This is a genomic window from Shewanella sp. KJ2020 (assembly GCF_024197625.1).
Classification (GTDB): Bacteria; Pseudomonadota; Gammaproteobacteria; order Enterobacterales; family Shewanellaceae; genus Shewanella.
In genome coordinates this window covers 62516-83366 of sequence record NZ_JAKUKD010000021.1, presented here as the reverse complement: position 1 = coordinate 83366, position 20851 = coordinate 62516, and the positions used below count along the sequence as shown (strand labels likewise).

Sequence of the window (20851 nt, the reverse complement as noted above, 5' to 3'; positions counted from 1 at the left end):
AATGATTTTATTTCATAATGTTACAGAAAAAACGCACCGCCCATTTTTCAACATCTTCGCCAGTCAATGATCCACCTTTTTTCGACTTCTGGTGCGGTATCCATGAGTGGTTTCCCGCCCCTACAAGCTTGTCTAAATGCTCCTTAGGCCAAGACAAGGAAGCCTTTAGCAATTGTTTTTCTATCTCATATAGGTGTGACTCTATGTCACCAATTGCGCTGGCGCGGATCACTCTGGTCGACAGGGCCTTGCTTGCATCCGAGGTATCGACCTCCAACAGGTAGTAGCCGATAGAACCGGCGGTGACGTGGGCGACCGACATGCATCTCGGGTTGCCGTCGGTTTCCAGTATATGCCTCTTGCATTTGCCAATCGCGGGCAGCTTTCTGAGCGGGAATTTTACGACCTCACAGCCATGCTTTTTCTCCAGGAGATCCAACATCGCAAAGTAGCTAGTAAATTTGTCTAAATACAGATGAGCATCGTCCGTTTGCTCGTTCAAATTATCCCATTCAGCACTCGGTAGATCACCGTTTGGCCCCTGCTCTTCAGTACTGACATCGCTAGAAGCTTCACTTGGTTCCTCCGCGTCTTTTTTACCGCGTCCCACAGACTTTCTTTTCTTACTGACCTTAGATGTTTGCACTGCTCGGTCAAACTCAAACTCCGTAGTATTTTCACTTATCATGACCGGCTTATTATCACGACTTCCCTCTGCGGTTTCGTCGATATCATGATTAGGTGGGCGATCAGCTCCTGTTCTGGCTGCTCGGCCCTGTCCGTTTACTTGGGAATAAAATTTGGGGCTGAAAAATTCGATATGTTCCGGCAGATCGGTAGGTATATTTAAAATGCTGGATATTTCATAGACAAACAGGGTATTAGTCTTGAGATCAAAATGCCCCTTCAGTTTCAACTTAGCTCCTTTTAGCGCAGGAGGGTCAAACCTAAAGGCCCAACGCCGGTATTGCCCCACATCGTATCCATCGTTCAATTGGTAATTGCCGATACTCTCATATGAAGGCCTAGCATCTTTGTCCATCAGCAACCAAGCGATTAATCGACGATAACCATAATCATTGAATAACTCCCAGTTTCCAGAAAAGGTTTCCAGTACATTGATGATGGTCTTATCACCATCTTGCTCAAGGGAAAACTCATTACTCAATAGATCGTGAACCACCGAAGAACGGGCTAAATAGGCATTATGGAAGAATAGTGCTCGCGCCAACTCAAATTGAGGTAGGTACACCCTAGTTCCGTCAATCAGTTGAAACACAAAACAGTATTGACCTAATTCCTTGGGTAATCGTCTTTCAAGAGCAGGACAATTTTCGAGCTTATCAACTTGCCAATTACTGGTTGTAGAGATTTTAATCGTCTTTTCAAAATCTTTACGATAATAGTCTTTGGTCGGATTGATTATGTGCTTACGTATAAGGATAGGTGCATTAGAAAGGATAATTGCATCAGGGCCGTTATCTTTACTTGGATAAATACTGAGGTTAATTCCCCATTGTTTACTATCCTTTTTACGGAATAGATCACCTATACCATTGATCCAAGTATCGTCTTTAAATCCCTTAAGATGTGTAGTACCGTTCAAATCCCAATAATTTCCTTTAGAAATAGGCTTGCTTGTTCAGTGAGGCGTTCTTCGCTAAGTCCTGATTTTCTCAAAACTTGCCAGCGTTTGAGCGGCTCGTCATCCAACATAAGAGATATAACTGTTCCGGTTATTCTTCTTATTTGATATTCAAAGATATTTTCACAATAACGATCAAAAAACAATCTGCACAACGGAAGTAATTTCAAGTGTTTTTCAATACTAGCTTTATGATCAAGCTGGTTTAGATACCTGCTTATCGAACGTCTGGGCATATCCTGCAATAGCTCGCTCAATTCACGAATGCGTATCAGCTTTTTAACTGTATCTCGATCTCGTTTCTGCCAGTCAACCTTTGCTTTATGTTTTGGTTGCGGCATTTTATTAAACTGATTTGTTTTGAGTAACCAATCTCTGTCACGACGATAAAGCCAAGCGTAAAGATCATCAAAACCATTGAGACGTGCTTGCTTGGTTCCTTGTATTTCTATGACTTTCCGCCATCGATTACGACATTCATTCAGTAAATGTTTATCTGTTCCACCAAGTATCTTGCTCGATTTTTTCTTATCTGGCTTGAGCCGCATAACAGTATCGATGACACTTGCCAGCTTCCATCTGGGTTCTAAGAAGGCATGAAGAACAACTAAATGCTCTAAGTAGCTAAAAGCCTTACGATGCTTACGAAATATACTTTTAAGCCAATTAGCTTCGTCGTCATTTGGCATTAGCCCGTATCGGGAAAGCCAGTTTGCGCCCCAAAATCTAAGGACTTTGTCACGGATAAGGTCATGACGTATAAAAGAGCCACGAGTGAATAAGTGGTTGGCTGCTAGATTGGCGTACCAAAGACTCCATTGAGAGAACTCTGGTGCAAGTACTACACCTAGGTTCAATAAGTCATTAATACTTTCAGCAAGCAAGTTGTATTGCCATTCACCTTGAAGCTGTTCAACCTGAGGGCAAATAGTCAAATCAGCGGCTAAAAACTCATGCCTATGCACATCGTGGCGAAATATTTGTGAATTGATGAGCTTGCCATGAACAAGGCAACTTTCGGAACCAGCAACCTGCCAATCGCGCCGCCAATAGCATTCTCCATGTTTGCTTAACTGCTCGAGCATACAGGCTGGACAATATCTTAGGTATTTAGGCTGTCTTATACGCGAAGCTGCCGCCCCGACCGAGAGATGAACAGAACTTTTACTGTTTGCCGTAAGCTCCTTAACTAGAGCTATCCGTTTTATTTCGCCTACGAAAGGTGCATACAAAGGAAAAAGAGTATTTCGATAGAGCAAATCGAGCGGTGTAATCTCAAGCTCTTCAGGATAGAATGCTGCTATATGTTGTAAGTGCGATGGCAAATCTGACGAAGCAATGATCTTAGTATCACCGAATATTTCAAATAACAGCTCCTTCGGCGAAGCTATACCACAGTGGATCCCATGCCTCGCAATAGTGCTGTACAGCAGTTCATCGCGATAAGGCAGGGGAAATCCCAACATATCAGCCTACTTTCTTCAGCCACTTAGGCACGTCGAACAATTCTTTACCGTATTTCAACTCTTCGTAAAGCCGTCCTTTGTCTGCTTGAGAGAATTTGAACCTCAAATCTTCGGAATCCAGCGTATGCCAATCCGAGGGTTTAATAGTCTGAGTTTTGACCTTTTTAGGAGGTTCGGAAGGCTTCGAATACCAGTCCAAAATAATTCGGCTTAGCTCAGGAAGAGACAAATTGGGATGCTGCTTGAAAGCATTAACAATCAGTGGCTGCAACAATGCTGAGTCGCATCCCATAGCCTGTAACATGGTATACAGCCGCATAGCTTTCTCATCACCGGCAAAGGCCGCTTCATTTTCTTTTTCGCCCTGCCGCTCTTCAATTAGTCTCCTTAGCTCAATAAGGCGCTTATCAATCCCTGGTAACTGTAAATCCGAATATTTAACGATAAGCTGAGGATCATCTCTACGTAAAGCGTCCAACATGGGATGTACTGGCTTTAACTCTTGCTCATATACGGTCCGCAACAATTTAGTGGTGATCCGCTCCAACCCCGTAGAAATAGCTCGCATCTGTGCAAGCACGAATATTTTCACGACTATATCTATTACACCCTGCGACAAATCAAACCAACAATCGCGAATTTCGTCACTCAACACCTCATCACGATTGCTCAACCACTGGTATTGCCAAAGCTTGTCAGTAAATGCCTGCCATTCGGTTCTTCTCGATTTTCCCGTCTTAGGATCCGCTTTAACTAAACCTTGTTGCATAGGCTCCCAGAACAGCGAACCGAACCCGGCGCTGCGTCTGCCCGCCTGAAGTTCCATTTCGAATATGGGCCTGGCCTTGGGCGTGCCGACCATCACCACGGGAACGCCAACTACGTTTACCAGGGCAACGAAGAATTCCAGCATGGCTTCCTTGCTTATCGAACGCTTCAGCGTTAGCCGTTGGATTTCGTCGATGACCAATACGCCGATCGCCCGCTGCGTCGCCACCTGTCCCATCAGGGAAAGCAGCACTTCGGTACTGTGGCGCTTGCGTGCGTACTTGTCCTCGTAGCCTGTATGAAGCGTGCGGTCGACCTCGCGGAAGAAGTTCAGGCATAAGCTCTTCAGCGAACCGTCGGACGGGCATTCGATTCTCAGATAGGGCATCTGAATGAAGTTATATTTTTGATGATAAATGACTTGCGGATAAGTCGCGAGAATACGATTAATGGTCGAACTCTTGCCGCTACCAGAACAGCCAATCAATGACATGCTCTTTGCCGTCGAGTTCGATTGCGTAAAACGAAAATCGTTCGTAGCTCCTGACATAATCCTTTGGTAGCCTTCCTGCATCTTCTGATTCAGGGAACCGTCCGCTATATTACGCCCCACATAACCACCGCGGATCATGACCGATATCTTCTCCTCTAACTGCTTGTGAATGGACAAGGGCTGGAAAAAATCGTCGAGCAGCGCGCTGATCTGATGGGCACGAATATGCCCTTTTACATAACAGTCCTTAGGGTTGAACTCCACCTTACCTGTTAGCTTGACCTTGAGGTCTTGTAAATCCATTATAGGCGGCAGAGCCTCAATCAGCGGATTACCGCGATAGCGTTCGAGACCAGGATCGATGTAAACGGCATCGACAAAGTTATCTGGTAATGACATCAGTCATCCTCCCCAAACAGTTCATCGATATAATCGGGATAATCCAAGTCCGGCTCAGGGTTTACAAGGTGGATCACCTTACCAGGTTTTCTATTATCCTTTGTAACGGGATTGTGCGCCTTCTCAGTTCTCTCCCTAGCCTTTTCTTCCCGCTTATTCTCGTTGATAGAACGTATCCGCTCTGCATTGGAGATCCCCGAAGTATCAGGTGCAGTCTTTTCCGCTTGAGCTATCTTATCGATGACAAATTGCTCATGTTGCCGTTTCTTTGCCTTCGACTGCACACGAGCTTGCCCAGTCGTCATTTTCTGCTCATCACGAAGTTGCCAGACATCCCAAAACGAGGCGCCTTGAAACTCTCTTGATCGGTCAGCCAAGTTACATACCCAATACTTGTTATTACCCTTTTCCGGAAAAAGGTAAATTCTATCTGCAACAAGTGGATCGTAAGCCGCTTCCATATTGGCTGGACGCTTCACATCCTTCCCTCTATGCGTCCAACCCAATTGCAGCAATTCAGAAGACGTATAGTAAATACCGAATAAACAAACTCCCAACTCAGACAAAGTGGCCGTTTTTCTTGGCAAAAGGGCGATACGAAGCGCATCTTCATCAGCTTGGTGCAAGCGTCCTGTTCGGTGCTGTAAACCCCAGTTCCACAAGTGAATAGGGGTTGTAGGCAGATCAGTCGGCATATCTGAATCTCTGTCATACTTTTCAAGTACTGCGTACTGATTATGATAAAGCACTGATGAGATAATGATCTGAGAAAACTCTTTTACTGTTAGCTTCGCGTCTAGCCGATAGTCGTTTCCACCGCGTTTTTTTACCATAGTACCCGAGACATAACCTGGCACAAACGGACCAAAGGAAGCCTGAATAGTTTTGAAATTACGTTCAACAATACCTTTTGCATCACCTCGGTAGGGCGGCGTATTTTCTATTCTGACTGCAAAATTACTCTCTAAATTCTCAATCTGATGACCCAGTAGCTCACCTCTATCAGCTAGAATGGCATCTGGTAGGCCTACACTAGGCCAATCCTCCGATTCAATATCAAAACCTAATGCTTTGCAGTACGACGTTTTATCGGTAGCAGCCATAAACAAAGCCTGCATAGCTGCAGCATAGGAGGCATTTTCAAAACCAATATAGAAACCAACAATCATGCGACTAAACACATCAATAACCATATAAACAACGGGACGGCCGACTATGTTTGCCCTCTCACTATCTGATACAAGGTAAAGATCAGCTATGGTGGCATCTATCTCGTAACGAGATCCTGGTCCAAGCACTTGAGTATTGGCAGTACTATGAAGGGGCCTAATATCTTTATTATATTCAACGTTCGACACACGCTTTCTTAGATTTTCAGGTTGAGAATACTCGCGCTTGTAGAAGTGCATCATCTGCCAGTTACTGGGCAATTCTTCTTGAGGCGTATCAGGAAAATAATTTAAATACAGAGTCTCGAAACGACGATGAGCATAAGGGAACGAATGCCCCTTATCTTTTAGGAGATAGCGGTCAATAGCGATACGAAAAAGACGTTCAATAAATTCATCAATTTTAGCCCCAGTTCCTGGCTCATATTTACGCGGACGCCCAAGCTTTTTATCCTTGGCCAACCGTCGTTTACCCTTGCCACCGGAATTTTTATAATCAGGTAATAGAGCGTTCGGCGTCTGCCCACGCTGCCAGTAACGACGAGCCAGCCGATATAGCGTCTGTTTAGTTGAACCATGCTCAGCAAGAATGCCTTTAATAACCGCTCCGCGGCTTTGAGGCCTATAAAAGTCCGGTAGAGCAAGTAGTGGTTTAATTAATGCGTAGTTTGTATCGCGCTTGGTTCTAGCAACACTACCTTCAATAGGTGTTTCAAAGGAAAGTTTTTTATACGGATCATTTGTACGTTCAAGATTTTCCTGATCAATTGCCTTTGTCAGTTCGCTCGTCAATATTAATTCAGGAAAAGCAGTTGCGTCATCGATATCTATCCATACCAAATACTCGCCGAGTTGTTGCAGAACTCGATATCTATGCTCACCAAACTTAAGAACCTCATTGATTCGAAACAAGGTATGTCTCCCTGATAAAACCTAGCTCTCCAGCATTCAAATCACACGCCTTGAGTTTGGTTGTTGGAATGAAGATATCGAAGGAGAAATAGCGCTTGGCCAGCAAGCACCTTACTTCGTAAAGCGATTCGCCAAGCGGCAGGTCATAGGCCGCATCCAATTCCTTGCACAAGGCGAGTACTGTCTTATTAGGGTTCTTTTTGAAATGATGGGCATAGAATTCGATCTGCTGCAGTGCCAGCTCAGCGTCCTCTGCTTCTTCCCTTTGTGCCGAATAGAGCCATTTGATGTTTCTAGTCACCACATCAGGCACATCTTGTTCTGTGATCAGATACCAAGGCAAGGTTTTCTCCTGCCAATAGAGACGCTCAAGTTCAACTTTTTCGACAGTTCTCACATCGCTCAAAGCCGAGGAATGCTTTGCCTGCAATACAAACCTTGGTTCTTCCTCATCGGTAGAATCGACCAAAAAATCCGACGACATGTACTGATCGATACCCGCGATGTTTGGATGTTTTATCCCTGCGCTGCCAGCAAGTCGGCGAGTGATATCACGCTCAAGTGGAAATTGCTCGCGGATCTGAGTGACTTCACAGTGCCACTCCAGCATAAGGAATACCGAAAGTTCTATATCAGAAAAAAGGTGATGGGTTCTTTGCGATTTGTGGCCAAATACACGATGAACACGCCCTAAAGATGGAAAATCCCTAACGGTTAACCAAGGTTTGTAGTCTGCATGCAGGCCACTCCCTCGACCTTCCTTTATCCATTTGGCAAATTGCTGCTCTGAGCAGCCCTTTAATCGTGAAGCCATAAAAAACCACCGATATTAGCTCGTTAATCGAGCATAATGACGATGGTTTTAGTATGCAACTTTATTACCTCTCTTTTTTAGAGCTGATGACCTTATAGTACTATCAACCTAAACGGTAATATTGGTGCTTTCTTTTTGAGTTATGCTTCCAACTTTTTGCTACATCAAAGACATGTGAAGGGTAATCATCCCAAGAATCTGCTAACAGTTTCCCACGAGCAGCACGAAGTTTAACTGGATACCCCTTGCATTCAATCAAATGCATGAAGTAAAAACTTTTTTCTTGTTTAGTACTAAAATATTTATGGAAACCGCTACGAATAGTGGGATATCGCCACCATAAATATTTTGAATGTTCCTCATTAATAGTCTGTATGTAATGTGATTTTAGCTTTTTCATACACCCTCCAGGTTTACGTTACCTAGAAGGGGTCCTCTTCAAAATAGTTCATATATTCACTTTCACTTATATAAAATATAAATCAGGCCTAATCCCAATCACAGTTTGGCCCCCCAAGCTCCAAACCAACTGGACCACCTAAAGCACCTTGCAACTTTCGCTTTTTGCACCAAGCAATCGCAATTTTATCAAACACATCTGCTGGTATTTCAGCGTCCAGCCTTCCGAAAAATTTACCTTCAGCATTCGACTCATAAATTATTTTGAAATCAATAGGATTGGTTATTTCAATAACAGCGGGATTGTCATTATCCTTGTCGAAGGTAATTTCCTGATAAAGCCCAAACAGCTCATTTTCTTGATAAATCCACTCTTTGGTACTCATATATCAATACCTCACTAATCGATTTTTTATGAGTGTAACACCAATTTACCAAAGTGAATTGTCACCAATAAAAAAGCCTATTTTTCGCGTTACCAAACGTGGATAACTTAACAACACTTGTACATAAAACAAGGTTTGGGACACAAACGATTTTGAGTTTTCTTTCGAACATAATCAGTGACATTACTTTTTGTAACCCTTATCCAATTCCAAGCACACTAATTCTCAAGTTTGAAGTATATAAATATGTAAAAGGAAAGGATTGACCTTTCCTCTCACTTTGGTCATGCCATCCGTTGTCGAGCACTTCAACTTATTCACAACCAGTTTAATGGCTGCTTCTGAATGTTAGGGTAGGTATTTCCGGTGTCAAAGTTAACGTGTTAACGCGACTCTTGGTCCCAACGCCGAAACACCACGCTGGCGTTGACTCCCCCAAAACCAAATCCGTTTGATAGTGCGTGCTGAATGTTTACATCCTTTTTAGTTTTAACTAGATTCAGACCCAGAGCGAGCTCATCTGGATGATTAAGATTCAACGTTGGAGGTACAATTTGGTCTCTGATTGCCAGCAGAGTGAAAATAGCTTCTATTCCGCCTGCGGCTCCAAGTAAGTGGCCTGTGCTGGATTTTGTTGACGTGATTGCCACATCCGAACCTTCACCAAATACAGTTCGGATAGCTGCCAGTTCACTCTTATCTCCAACTTGAGTTGAGGTAGCATGCGCATTGATATGCTGCACCTCACTTGGGGCTATCCCCGCTTGCATCAAAGCTTGTTGCATAGCTCGCTGGGCACCATTACCGTCCTCTGGGCCAGCGGTTAGGTGGTAAGCATCTGCGCTAGTTCCATATCCAACAATTTCAGCGATAGGCTGAGCGCCTCTCGCCTTCGCATGCTCCAATGATTCAATAACCAGTAACCCCGCACCTTCGGCCATCACAAATCCATCACGGTCTCGGTCAAAGGGACGTGAGGCTTCCTGAGGATTATCGTTAAACCCAGTCGATAAAGCGCGAGCAGTAGCAAAACATCCGAGCGTAACTCGATCGATAGCGGCCTCTGTTCCCCCGCATATCGCAATATCCGCCTCACCGCTCCGAATAAGCCTAGCTGCATCACCGATAGCCTGAACGCCAGCCGCACACGCTGTAACCGGAGCGCCCAGAGGCCCTTTGAATCCATACCTGATGGATATCTGGCCCGCCGCCATATTGGCAAGAAAGGAAGGTGCAGTAAACGGTGATAGGCGACGAGGGCCTCGGGAATCTGTGGTACGAATCGCCTCAGCAATCGCTCCGAATCCTCCAACTCCCGACGCAATAATCGTGGCAGTTCGTTCTTGCTCCTTTACCGCTACTGGATGCCAGTTTGCTTGTGTTAGCGCTTCATCTGCTGCAACCAGAGCAAACTCAATGAAGCGGTCCATCTTTTTACGTTCTTTAACCGGAATAACACGATCGGGGTCATAACCTGCTAGAGGGTCTTCTTCCAATGTAGGGACTAAGCCACCCACTGTCGTTCCTGTTCCATCAGCTACGTCTTTAGGTAGATTCCGAATTCCTGATTGCCCAGCTAGCAATCGTTGCCAGACCCTATCGGCACCAACACCTAAGGGGCTTACAACACCCACACCGGAGACAACAATTCGCACTTCGTTGGTTCTGTTCATTATTTCATCCCGAATGTTTTTCTGATCCCTTTTTCTACCGGAGTGGCTGGCATAAAACGGCGCAACTTCCTCAGCAATGAAGCTTCACCTTTTGGTGTATGGCGCATTTTCCAAGCACCGAGCGCAGCATTGACGACTGTTGCGGCAACATCATCCGGGTGTGGTGCTTTATGCACGTTCTGTTGTATCGCCTGAGAGACAATGTCACGGGTTGAGTTGTATGCCGAAATAGGGGATGCAACAACCGGGGCATTAATATCAAGGTTGGTTTTGGTAAATGAAGGCTCGACAAGTGCTACACGAATACCAAATTCTCGAACTTCATGGTCTAGCGTTTCCGACAAGCCCTCAACCGCATGCTTGGACGCCGAATATAGCCCCATGTAAGGCGCAGGAAGGAATCCCAGTACAGAGCTAATATTCACTATGCGGCCAGCATGCTGTAGCCGCATATAAGGTAACACCGCTTGTATCGTGCGGAGCATACCCCAGACATTGGTATCGAACAGTGCTTGACCTTCTGCAATGGAGGATTCCTCCGTTGCACCGAGTAGCGTGACACCCGCGCTGTTAACAAGCACATCAATGTGTTTAGCTTCGGCAATGATGGACGCAATCCCACGTTGAATAGAACCTTCATCCCGAATATCCATTTCGATCAGTGCTACGCCTTGAATCGGCTCAGCTTTTTCGAGATTTCGAACGGTGCCAAATACTTTGCACCCTCTTTTAAAAAACATTTCTGCCGTTACGCGCCCTATTCCCGACGAAACGCCCGTCACTACGACAACTTTAGCGTTACTTGACATAATAATTTCCTCTCAAAATGCATACGTTAATCACGTAAACCTCAGCTACTTTGGCTAGGTCTAATCTTGAACCAGATAGAATACATAGCTGGCAGAAACACCAGCGTCAGGATTGTCCCGGCCAACGTGCCGCCAATCAGCGTATAGGCCAGCGTGCCCCAGAACACCGAATGGGTTAGAGGGATGAACGCCAGAATTGCCGCCAGCGCCGTCAGCAGCACCGGTCGGGCTCGCTGTACGGTGGCTTCGACGACCGCACGAAATGGGTCCAGCCCCTCCTGTTCGTTGTGGTGGATCTGCCCAATCAGTATCAGCGTGTTACGCATCAGGATCCCTGATAACGCAATCAGGCCAACCAGCGCGTTAATGCCGAACGGTTGCTGGAACAGCAGCAAGGTCGGCACCACGCCGATCAACCCCAGCGGACTGGTCAGGAACACCATCACCATCGCCGCAATCGAACGCACCTGCAAAATGATGATGAGCAGCGTAAGGGCAATCATGATCGGGAACAGCGGCAGCATGGCGACAGTCGCCTTAGCGGATTCCTCGATAGCGCCCGCCTGTTCAATCCGGTAGCCTGCCGGAAGATCCTCGATAATCGGCTGCAACTGGGTCATGATGGTGGTGGAAACGTCCGGCGGCTGCAGTCCTTCGGCGATGTCACCGCGAACCGTGATAGTCGGCGTGCGGTCACGGCGTCGCAGGATCGGATCTTCCATGCGCACATCCACCGACCCCACCTGAGACAACGGAATACGCTGCCCTGCGGAACCGACCAGCGTAAAATCGCCGATCTTAGCCGGATCAAGACGGATGTCACCGGCAGCTCGGCCGACAACCTGCACTGAACGAATATCTTCGCGTACCGCGGTAATCGGTACTCCACTCAGCAGGAACTGCAGTTGCAAGGACACCGAATTGGTGGTCAGCCCCACCGCATGGAGTCGATCCTGATTGAGAGTGAAGTGCAGCGTTGGAACGCGCGGCCCCCAGTCGGTATTGACGGTGAGCATCATCGGACTAGCGCGCATGACGGTTTTGATTTCATCGGCGATGGTGCGCAGCTTGTCTGGGGCCGGCCCCATGACACGGTAGGCGACGGAGAACGGTGACGGCGGGCCAAACACTATCTGAGTGACACGCACCTGAGCTTCCGGTGCTAAGCCGCCGGCTATCGCCTCGCGCAACCTGAACTTGAGGGCTTCACGCTCTTTGTCGTTACCAGCCAGTACCACGATTTTGGCAAACGACGGATCGGGCAATTCAGGCGACATTGCCAAGAAGAAACGCGGCGCACCTTGGCCGATATAAGATGTCACAACGCGCGCTTCTTGCTGCTGCGCTAGCCAAGCTTCAACTTTCGCGGTGGTGGAGCTGGTTTGTTCAATCGAGGTGCCATACGGCATTTGCACTTCCACAAGCACTTCTGGCCGATCAGAAGTCGGGAAGAACTGCTTCTTGACGGCCCCCATACCAAGTACAGAGACCACAAACAGCATGATAACCGCACCAGCGACGATCCATTTGCGGGTAATAACAGCCCCCAGCACTTGTCGAAAACGGTTGTAGTTACGGGTGTTATAAATGGCGTCATGTCCGCCTTCAACCTGCTTGATATCCGGCAGCATTTTCACCCCCAGATAGGGGGTAAACACTACCGCCACCACCCAAGAGGCTATCAGCGCAATACCGACAATCCAGAACATATTGCTGGTGTATTCACCAGCGGTTGAGCGGGCGAACCCGTTCGGCATAAAGCCGATGGCGGTAACCAGTGTGCCAGAGAGCATCGGCGCTGCCGTATGACTCCAGGCGTAGGCAGATGCTTTGATGCGGCTATAACCCTCTTCCATTTTCACCACCATCATTTCGATGGCGATGATGGCGTCATCCACTAGCAAGCCCAGCGCAAGAATCAGCGAACCCAGCGTGATGCGGTCGAAATTCTTGCCGCTGGCGGCCATGATGACAAACACCGCTGCCAGCGTCAGCGGAACTGCCGCGGCAACCACAATACCGACGCGCCAGCCCATACTGACAAAACACACCACCATCACCACCAGCAAGGCGACAAAAAATTTGACCATAAACTCGTCGACAGCCGAACTGATATTGACGGCCTGATCAGTCACTTTGCTCAAGGTCATGCCTAGGGGCAGCGCTGCGTTGATTTTGGTGACTTCCGCTTCAAGCGCTTCGCCGAGCTTAAGCCCATTCCAGTCATCACGCATCACGATGCCCAGCAACAACGCTGGTTCACCGTTGCTGCGAACCATGAAGGTCGAGGGGTCTTCATAACCACGCTCGACGGTGGCGACATCGGATAATTTCAGTGTCCTTCCCTGCACCACGATTGGCGTCTGACGGATTTTCTCTAGGTTATCGAATGCGCCGTCGACACGTACAAACACTTGCGGCCCGTTGGTTTCGATGGAGCCTGCCGGAGTTAGTACGTTTTGGTTGTTGAGCGCAGCGAAGATATCCTGCGGTGTGACGCCAAGCGTTGCCAATCGGTCGTGGGAGAACGAGACGAAAATGCGTTCAGGTTGCTCGCCGATGATATTGACTTTCTTCACCCCGGGAACGTGCAACAGTTGCTGGCGTAAGGTTTCCGCATCCCGCACCAGTAATCGCTGCGGTTCGCCTTTGGCTTTGAGTGCGAAGAGCGCAAACGTCACATCGGCATATTCATCGTTGAGGAGAGGCCCGATGACACCTGCCGGCAAATTTTTGGCCTCATCTCCCATCTTCTTGCGGGTCTGATAAAATTGCTCCTGAACCTCAGAAGGCGGTGTGCTGTCGAGCAGGAAAAGTGTGGTGAAGGCTAGTCCGGGGCGGGTATAGGTTTCCGCGCGGTCGTACCAGCGCAACTCCTGTAGGCGTTTTTCCAGCGGTTCGGCGACCTGATCTTGCATCTCCTGCGCCGTGGCCCCTGGCCAAGCGGTGACGATTGTCATCTGCTTGATGGTAAATGGTGGATCTTCTGCACGCCCAAGCTGGAAAAACGCGAGGATACCGGCGGCAGCGATCAGGAAGATCAGAAACAATGTTACGCTACGTTCGCGCACCGCAAGTGCTGACAGGTTAAAACGATGCTCACTCATGGACGAACTCCCGCGACGGTAGTAGTCGAGGCTGGAACTGAGACGCGCACCAGTTCACCCTCATGCAACAAGTGAGAACCAAGTGCTACTATCAGATCACCTTGATTGATTTGGCCGGAGACACGTGCAAAATTATCGCTAATGTTTAGAACGGTGACTGGACGCCACGAAACTTTTGTAGGTGTGCCATTGATACTCCAAACGCCAGCTCCTTTACCCGCGTCGAATAAAGCCCCAAGTGGAACATTGAAACTACCTTCTGTTGTCAAAGCATCGTTAGCAATCTTGACGGTTACAGTGGAACCTAAAGGTGCACTGCCAAGCGTTCCTGTCAAAACATATCGCGCTTCAAAGGTACGAGTCATTGGGTCTGCAGCATCTGAAAGCTGTCTGAGCGTTGCAACCGACGTCATATCAGGCCGACCAAAAAGCTGTGCCTGCCCAGAAGAACCCAATGAAGGCCGCAGAGTTTCAGGTAGTTGGATCACTGCTTCACGAGCCCCGGCGTGTGCAACTCGGACAACTATCTGACCAGCACTGACAACTTGCCCAGGCTCAGTAAGCGTTGCAACCACAGTCCCATCAGCATCGGCGACAAGATCCGTATACCGAGTAGCATTGATTGCCACTTCAGCTTGTGCTTGTGCTGCACGAAGTTGAGCAGCTGCCGTATCCGCAGCTGCTTTTACTTGATCGTAAGCTGAGGCAGATATAGCGCCAGTACCACGCAAATCCCGGTATCGAGCCTCATCTTCCGCCGCTTGTTTCGCCTTAGCTTCAGCCGCTACAACCGCCTCTTGTTGGGCATGAGCCGCAAGCTTTAGGTCTACTGGGTCAAGTTGCATCAGTACTTGACCCCGCTTCACCATTTGCCCGGTATCCACAAGGCGTTTTAGCACCTTACCGGATACCCGAAAACCAAGGTCGCTTTCTATACGAGCCGCTACGACACCAGTGAATGAGCGAGATTCAGCACGAGGCGAATCAATTTTAACGGTCCGTACCAATGGCGCTTCGGTACGTGGATCAGTTTTGTTTTCTTCGCCGCAAGCCGTCAAGACCAGCGGTAACGAAGTAATAATTGCTATTGTAAGTATGTTGTGACGAGACATACATAAGCCTCCATGAAGAACTGTTCAGGAGTGCAATTATTATTCTAGTGACCAAATTAGTCAATAGTCACATCAGTTTTATGGTGCAAGACTACGAAGAACCAAATTTGAGAGCTGGACAGGAGCCTCTTCAATGAAGTCAAAATTATGTTGCAACATGAGGGGATTCATATATGGCCTCATGACAAGATAAATGGCTGTTGTTATTTCATCTAACGGTGTTTTACGCTCAAAATCTCCCGATTGACGCCCTTCTTGAAGGATCCCTTGCAGGAGCGCCTTGATGTTTTGCTCATAGTAAATGGTTGCCTGCCAACGTTCTGCAGCGGCTGAAGCGGCAATTTCATAGAGCTTTTGGTCTTGGGAAAATAACCGAAAGCTTGCCTGAACAATTTCTTTAAACATTCGGCGTAGCTTCTCTGGCGGTTGGTCAACATCCTCTATCGCTTTTCGAACATCGGCCTCAATTTCACCTAAACAGTTTGTACAGATGCTTTCCCCAATGGCCTGTTTAGAGGAAAAGAATTTGTATATATATGCTTTTGAAAAACCTATTGATTTCGCCAAATCTGAGACAGTAGTTTTACCGTAACCGTAGCGGCTGAAATGTTCTGTTGCAGCAATAACAATCTGATCCCGCACATCATGATCAACAGGACCTCGATTCAATGTAGGACTGTTGTGCTCTTCACTCATAACCTTTTCTCTGACTTTCATACATATCAGAATTCTAACGCGTCACGGCCAGATTGACAACGAGTGACCAAATGGTAACATAGTCACTCGTTGTCAATCCTTGGTAATAATATGCGTCTAAAACACTCATTCATCATACTTACGGTAACCAGTATGTTAGCTGGCTGTGCTGTAGGGCCTGACTATATCCCTCCGAAACTATCTACCCCCAATCACTTTTATGGGCAGAGCTCTGTTGGCAAACAAGAAACAACGATCGATGCTCAGCTAGACGTGTGGTGGGAAAAATTTGGTGACGCGCAATTAACTCATTACATCGCCATTGCCCTAGACCAGAACCTTGATCTGGCTCAAGCAACGGCTCGACTGGCTCAAGCAAGAGCAGGGCTAGGAGCAGCCAATGCAGCTCTACTCCCATCGGGCAGTATCTCCGGACAAGCCGCTCGCGCTTACCAATCAGTAGAAACCCCTTTGGGACAAGTATTGAACTCATCCCCAAGTTTTGATCGTTATGGCAGCAGTTACGAAACCAACCTGAACGCAAGTTGGGAACTAGATTTGTTTGGCGGTCTCCGCAGAGACCGAGAGGCAGCTCTAGCTGAATACCAAGCAACGTCGGCAGGAATTGCGGCCACACGACTGGTCGTAGCCGCGCAAACCGCCAGCATCTATGTCAACATTCGCGCCATACAAGCTCGACTAGACATCGCTCGTAAACAAGTAGAAACGCAGCAGCAAATGCTCGATATGACCAATCTCCTTTACAGCAAGGGGTTAGTGCCTGAACGCCAAGTCCATCAAACACAAGCTATGCTCGCTCAATATCAGGCGACTGTTCCTCTGATGGAAGCAAGCCTAGAGACAACAATGAACGCACTAGACGTGATACTGGGTACGCTTCCTGGATCACATCGCGTAGAACTTGCTGCAATCGTCCCGCTTCCCTCAATCCCGAAGACTATCAACATGGGGACGCCCGGTGAATTGCTCACACGTCGCCCTGACCTCATTATTGCAGAGCGGCATCTGGCAGAGTCAAATGCAAAGATTGGTGCCGCAATTGCCGAATATTACCCCAAATTTTCATTGAGTGGACTGCTAGGAAGTGCTACCTCAATTACAGAAGGAAATTTATTTAGCAACGGCGCTAACCAAGCGGCTGGCGTCCTAGGTTTACGTTGGCGATTGTTTGATTTTGGTCGAATAGATGCCCAGATTGCGCAGGCGAAAGGCCGTGAAGCAGAAATGCTTGCTGCCTATAGACTGGCGGTTCTGAAAGCCACTGAAGATGTCGAAAACACGTTCTCAACATTAGCAAAACGGGAACAACAGACTGAGATTGTATCGCAGGAGGTTGACGCTCTTCAGCATGCACGTAACGCCTCATTTTCCGCATACCAGAAGGGAATAGCCAGCAAGTTGGAGGTACTACAGGCTGATGAAAGTTTACTGCGAGCATCGGATGAAGAAACGCTTGCAAGAGCCGAGACCATAACGTCAGCAATAGCTGCCTATAAAGCACTAGGCGGAGGCTGGCAAGCTGATGAGAAGACTCCATAATGTCAGCATCTTCGCCGGAATTAAATTCGAATCAAACATCATCGGTAACAAGAAAGACCAATGACATCCTAGAAGGCCCTATTATCCCAATAATGCTCAAACTGGCGTTACCAACACTTGCAGTGTTAGTCATCCAAACCTTCGTTGGCATTATGGAAACATATTTTGTGAGCGCTCTTGGAGCAGATGTTTTAGCAGGGATATCTGTTGTTTTTCCGGTATTGATGCTCATGCAAATGATGGCTAACGGAGGGATAGGAAGTGGTTTATCGTCCGCAATAGCAAGGGCATTGGGAGCTGGAAAACAGGAAGAAGTCCAATCCTTAGTTTGGCATGGTATTGTGATTGCCATAGCAATAGGACTGCTCTTTGCTGGAGCACTTATCCTTGGTGGTCCATTTTTGTATGAGGCGATGGGGGTTTCCGGGCCATCACTGAACGCAGCACTTTCATATTCAAATATTGTGTTTATAACCTCGCCACTCATCTGGGCGGTGGCAATGTTGTCGGCATCACTTAGGGGAGTTGGGGACACAAAGACCCCTGCATTGGTCACCTTAGTTGGGGCATTCATTCTGTTGCCATTGTCGCCAGCCCTGATATTTGGATGGGGGCCAATCCCATCATTTGGTGTCAAAGGCGCTGGCATCGCGATCTTAATATATTACCTATTAGCCACCGTATTTTTGGTGAAACACATGATGTCGCCAAAGAGTATTCTTAGCCTATCAATAAGTCCCATAAAACCCCAGTTATTCAAAGATATACTTGGTGTAGGTGTGTTGGCTTCCATTGGAACAGTCCAAATAAACTTAACCGTCGCCATTGTAACTGCCACTGTTGGTAAGTTTGGCCCTGATGCCGTCGCCGGGTATGGTATTGCCTCAAGATTAGAGTATTTACAGGTTCCGCTGCTATTTGGTTTAGGCACAGCCATTATTACAATAATTGGCATTAATATTGGCGCAGGCCAGTTACATCGAGCTCGAAAAATCACCAAAATTGGAGCGATGATTGCGTTTCTATTTATGACATCGATAGGATTAATTATTGGAACTTTTCCAGAACTGTGGCTCACGGTATTTAGCGAAGATAAAAACGTACTTAGCATCGGCACAAGCTACTTGGGTAAAATTGCACCTTTTTATGGTTTTATTGCGGTAGGAATGACACTTTATTTTGCCGCGATAGGGATGAAACGAGTATTTTGGCCAGTACTGGCAGGCACTATAAGGATGATAATTGCAGCGTTTATTGGGTGGGTAGCTGTTATGAATTTTGACGCAGGGTTGTCTACGCTATTCAGCCTCTTGGTTGTGAGTATCTTGGTGTACTTCACAGTTACCGTTGTTTCAATGAGGCTCATATTTAAGCCATAAGGTGAAATGATACCGATTCCATAGACTCTCTGAACATTACTAAAATTTGGTCAACGTAAATGGACGAACAGGATTGCTCAACAGCCATCGAAACACCGAATGAGGCATAAAGGGTTTAGAAATGGCAGCGTACCTATGAGATAGCTGCCATTTTAGTATGATACTATAATACTCAGTATGAGACTTTATTACTCTCCCACAGCGGTTTTTATTTGAATACTTATATTTATTCGACTGTTACAGATTTTGCGAGGTTGCGTGGTTGATCCACGTCGGTGCCTTTGATTAAGGCCACATGATATGAGAGCAACTGTAATGGAATAGTGTAGATCAGCGGTGCCATAAAGATGTCGCAATGTGGCACTGGGATTACCTTCATAGTGTCGTCGGACTCAAACTCGGCATCCACATCGGCAAACACATACATTAGGCCACCGCGGGCACGCACTTCTTCTACGTTCGATTTCAGTTTTTCTAACAGTTCATTGTTTGGCGCCACCACGATCACAGGCATATCGGCATCGATAAGTGCCAGTGGGCCGTGTTTTAGTTCACCAGAGGCATAGGCTTCGGCATGAATGTAAGAAATCTCTTTCAGCTTTAACGCACCTTCCATCGCAATCGGGTATTGATCGCCACGGCCAAGGAATAAAGCATGATGTTTATCGGCAAAATCTTCGGCCAGTTCGGCAATCGCAGCATCTAAGCCTAAAGCTTGTTCCACTTTGGCAGGCATAGATTGTAGGCTTTGAGTGATTTGGGCCTGCATTTGCTCAGACATACCATTGTGGCGACCGATCACCGCAGTCAACATTAGCAAGCCTGCAAGCTGTACTGTGAAGGCTTTAGTGGATGCCACACCGATTTCGGCGCCCGCTTTCATCATGTAAGCCATATCTGATTCGCGTACCAGTGATGAACCTGGCGCATTACAAATCGTCAATGTGGCTTTGTAACCCATTTCTTTCGCTAAACGCATAGCCGCTAAGGTATCGGCAGTTTCGCCAGATTGTGAAATCGTCACCAATAGGCTATTTGGGAATAAGTGCGACTTGCGGTAACGGAACTCAGAGGCGATTTCGACATTACAAGACACGCCCGCCCAATCTTCTAACCAGTAACGCGCCGCCATGCCAGCATGGTAGCTAGTGCCACAGGCGATGATTTGCACATGTTTGATATCTTTTAAGAAGTCAGCTGCTTTTTCACCAAACGCCGTGTCTAATACTTGCTTATTGGCGATACGACCTTCGATGGTACGCGTCAGTGCCAATGGCTGCTCGTAAATCTCTTTCAGCATATAGTGGCGATATTCGCCTTTATCACCGGCATCGTGGGTGATTTCTGATTCTTTAATTTCACGCTCAACGGGATTGCCGTTTAAGTCAAAAATGCTCACGCTGCGGCGAGTCACTTCGGCGACATCACCTTCTTCTAAGAAGGCGAATGAGCGAGTCACAGGTAAGAGTGCCAGTTGGTCAGAGGCGACAAAGTTTTCACCTAAACCATAACCAATCACCAAGGGACTACCTGAGCGAGCCACCACCATACGTTCACTATCACGACGGTCGATAACCACTGTGCCATAGGCACCTTCGAGTTGTTTCACTGTGGCTTGTACGGCACCAAGCAAGGTGTTGTGGCTTTTCAGCTCATGGTGTACTAAGTGACAAATCACTTCGGTGTCGGTATCAGAATTAAACTGATAGCCCAAACCTTTAAGCATTTCGCGCAATTTATGGTGGTTTTCAATAATGCCGTTGTGCACTACCGCAATATCGCCTTGGGATAAATGCGGGTGAGCATTACGTTCACTCGGCTCACCGTGGGTCGCCCAGCGTGTGTGCGCAATACCAGTTCCGCCCACTAATGGCGCTTCATTTAATGCTGTGGTTAATTCTTGTACTTTACCCACACGGCGCGTGCGACTCAGTTCACCATTGTGAATAACGGCAACGCCTGCGGAGTCATATCCACGATATTCTAAGCGGCGTAAGCCTTCTACCAGAATTTCAGCCACATCCCTTTGCGCCACGGCGCCTACGATTCCACACATAGTCTTTA

Annotated in this window: 15 protein-coding genes; 2 read left to right on the top strand and 13 right to left on the bottom strand. The window is 47.3% G+C overall.

Annotation, left to right across the window (positions count from 1 at the left end):
- Nucleotides 1–7: 7 nt before the first annotated feature.
- The 12 genes from MJO46_RS12885 to MJO46_RS12830 all read right to left on the bottom strand — a co-directional run bounded on the left by MJO46_RS12885 (nt 8) and on the right by MJO46_RS12830 (nt 15848).
- Nucleotides 8–1606: a Tn7-like element transposition protein TnsE gene (locus MJO46_RS12885; RefSeq protein WP_253989633.1), complete on the bottom strand. Its 1599-nt coding sequence runs from the start codon at nt 1604–1606 to the stop codon at nt 8–10.
- Nucleotides 1603–3111, bottom strand: a complete 1509-nt coding sequence (locus MJO46_RS12880) for a TnsD family Tn7-like transposition protein (RefSeq protein ID WP_253989632.1) — start codon at nt 3109–3111, stop codon at nt 1603–1605. Before MJO46_RS12880 ends, MJO46_RS12885 begins: the two co-directional genes overlap by 4 nt.
- Before the next feature lies 1 nt (nt 3112).
- A complete protein-coding gene (locus MJO46_RS12875; RefSeq protein WP_253989631.1) occupies nt 3113–4771 on the bottom strand; it encodes an AAA family ATPase in 1659 nt (552 codons plus the stop codon).
- Nucleotides 4771–6852, bottom strand: a complete 2082-nt coding sequence (locus MJO46_RS12870) for a transposase family protein (RefSeq protein WP_253989630.1) — start codon at nt 6850–6852, stop codon at nt 4771–4773. The genes MJO46_RS12875 and MJO46_RS12870 overlap by 1 nt, the downstream gene beginning before the upstream one ends.
- Complete coding sequence (locus MJO46_RS12865; RefSeq protein WP_253989629.1) at nt 6836–7666, bottom strand: TnsA endonuclease C-terminal domain-containing protein; 831 nt, start codon at nt 7664–7666, stop codon at nt 6836–6838. The genes MJO46_RS12870 and MJO46_RS12865 overlap by 17 nt, the downstream gene beginning before the upstream one ends.
- 103 nt (nt 7667–7769) lie before the next feature.
- Nucleotides 7770–8066 (bottom strand): hypothetical protein, encoded by a 297-nt coding sequence (locus MJO46_RS12860; RefSeq protein ID WP_107884526.1) that lies wholly within the window; start codon nt 8064–8066, stop codon nt 7770–7772.
- Between the two features lie 88 nt (nt 8067–8154).
- Nucleotides 8155–8451 carry a hypothetical protein gene (locus MJO46_RS12855; RefSeq protein ID WP_253989628.1) on the bottom strand — a complete coding sequence of 99 codons (297 nt, stop codon included), beginning with the start codon at nt 8449–8451 and terminating at the stop codon, nt 8155–8157.
- 383 nt (nt 8452–8834) lie between these two features.
- A complete protein-coding gene (gene fabF, locus MJO46_RS12850; RefSeq protein ID WP_253989627.1) occupies nt 8835–10124 on the bottom strand; it encodes a beta-ketoacyl-ACP synthase II in 1290 nt (429 codons plus the stop codon).
- On the bottom strand, nt 10124–10933 hold the full coding sequence (locus MJO46_RS12845) for an oxidoreductase (RefSeq protein WP_253989626.1): 810 nt from the start codon (nt 10931–10933) through the stop codon (nt 10124–10126). The genes fabF and MJO46_RS12845 overlap by 1 nt, the downstream gene beginning before the upstream one ends.
- A 41-nt stretch (nt 10934–10974) precedes the next feature.
- Nucleotides 10975–14040, bottom strand: a complete 3066-nt coding sequence (locus MJO46_RS12840) for an efflux RND transporter permease subunit (RefSeq protein WP_253989625.1) — start codon at nt 14038–14040, stop codon at nt 10975–10977.
- Nucleotides 14037–15047, bottom strand: a complete 1011-nt coding sequence (locus MJO46_RS12835; RefSeq protein ID WP_216841343.1) for an efflux RND transporter periplasmic adaptor subunit — start codon at nt 15045–15047, stop codon at nt 14037–14039. The genes MJO46_RS12840 and MJO46_RS12835 overlap by 4 nt, the downstream gene beginning before the upstream one ends.
- A gap of 183 nt (nt 15048–15230) precedes the next feature.
- Complete coding sequence (locus MJO46_RS12830; protein WP_253989624.1) at nt 15231–15848, bottom strand: TetR/AcrR family transcriptional regulator; 618 nt, start codon at nt 15846–15848, stop codon at nt 15231–15233.
- Between the two features lie 153 nt (nt 15849–16001).
- On the opposite strand from MJO46_RS12830, the gene MJO46_RS12825 reads away from it, so the two are divergent.
- On the top strand, nt 16002–17408 hold the full coding sequence (locus tag MJO46_RS12825) for an efflux transporter outer membrane subunit (RefSeq protein WP_253989623.1): 1407 nt from the start codon (nt 16002–16004) through the stop codon (nt 17406–17408).
- The gene (locus MJO46_RS12820) at nt 17408–18787 is read left to right on the top strand and encodes an MATE family efflux transporter (RefSeq protein ID WP_253989622.1); all 1380 of its coding nucleotides are present in this window, start codon (nt 17408–17410) and stop codon (nt 18785–18787) included. Before MJO46_RS12825 ends, MJO46_RS12820 begins: the two co-directional genes overlap by 1 nt.
- 226 nt (nt 18788–19013) lie before the next feature.
- Here the strand turns inward: MJO46_RS12820 and glmS are convergent, their stop codons facing one another.
- On the bottom strand, nt 19014–20843 hold the full coding sequence (gene glmS / locus MJO46_RS12815; RefSeq protein WP_253989621.1) for a glutamine--fructose-6-phosphate transaminase (isomerizing): 1830 nt from the start codon (nt 20841–20843) through the stop codon (nt 19014–19016).
- Nucleotides 20844–20851 lie beyond the last annotated feature (8 nt).

What these genes read in the sequence shown, in the direction of transcription:
- fabF (WP_253989627.1), bottom strand. Translation starts at nt 10,124, where the DNA reads ATGAACAGAACCAACGAAGTGCGAATTGTTGTCTCCGGTGTGGGTGTT.
- MJO46_RS12820 (WP_253989622.1), top strand. Translation starts at nt 17,408, where the DNA reads ATGTCAGCATCTTCGCCGGAATTAAATTCGAATCAAACATCATCGGTA.
- MJO46_RS12840 (WP_253989625.1), bottom strand. Translation starts at nt 14,040, where the DNA reads ATGAGTGAGCATCGTTTTAACCTGTCAGCACTTGCGGTGCGCGAACGT.
- MJO46_RS12875 (WP_253989631.1), bottom strand. Translation starts at nt 4,771, where the DNA reads ATGTCATTACCAGATAACTTTGTCGATGCCGTTTACATCGATCCTGGT.
- MJO46_RS12865 (WP_253989629.1), bottom strand. Translation starts at nt 7,666, where the DNA reads ATGGCTTCACGATTAAAGGGCTGCTCAGAGCAGCAATTTGCCAAATGG.
- MJO46_RS12825 (WP_253989623.1), top strand. Translation starts at nt 16,002, where the DNA reads ATGTTAGCTGGCTGTGCTGTAGGGCCTGACTATATCCCTCCGAAACTA.
- glmS (WP_253989621.1), bottom strand. Translation starts at nt 20,843, where the DNA reads ATGTGTGGAATCGTAGGCGCCGTGGCGCAAAGGGATGTGGCTGAAATT.
- MJO46_RS12860 (WP_107884526.1), bottom strand. Translation starts at nt 8,066, where the DNA reads ATGAAAAAGCTAAAATCACATTACATACAGACTATTAATGAGGAACAT.
- MJO46_RS12855 (WP_253989628.1), bottom strand. Translation starts at nt 8,451, where the DNA reads ATGAGTACCAAAGAGTGGATTTATCAAGAAAATGAGCTGTTTGGGCTT.
- MJO46_RS12845 (WP_253989626.1), bottom strand. Translation starts at nt 10,933, where the DNA reads ATGTCAAGTAACGCTAAAGTTGTCGTAGTGACGGGCGTTTCGTCGGGA.
- MJO46_RS12830 (WP_253989624.1), bottom strand. Translation starts at nt 15,848, where the DNA reads ATGAGTGAAGAGCACAACAGTCCTACATTGAATCGAGGTCCTGTTGAT.
- MJO46_RS12880 (WP_253989632.1), bottom strand. Translation starts at nt 3,111, where the DNA reads ATGTTGGGATTTCCCCTGCCTTATCGCGATGAACTGCTGTACAGCACT.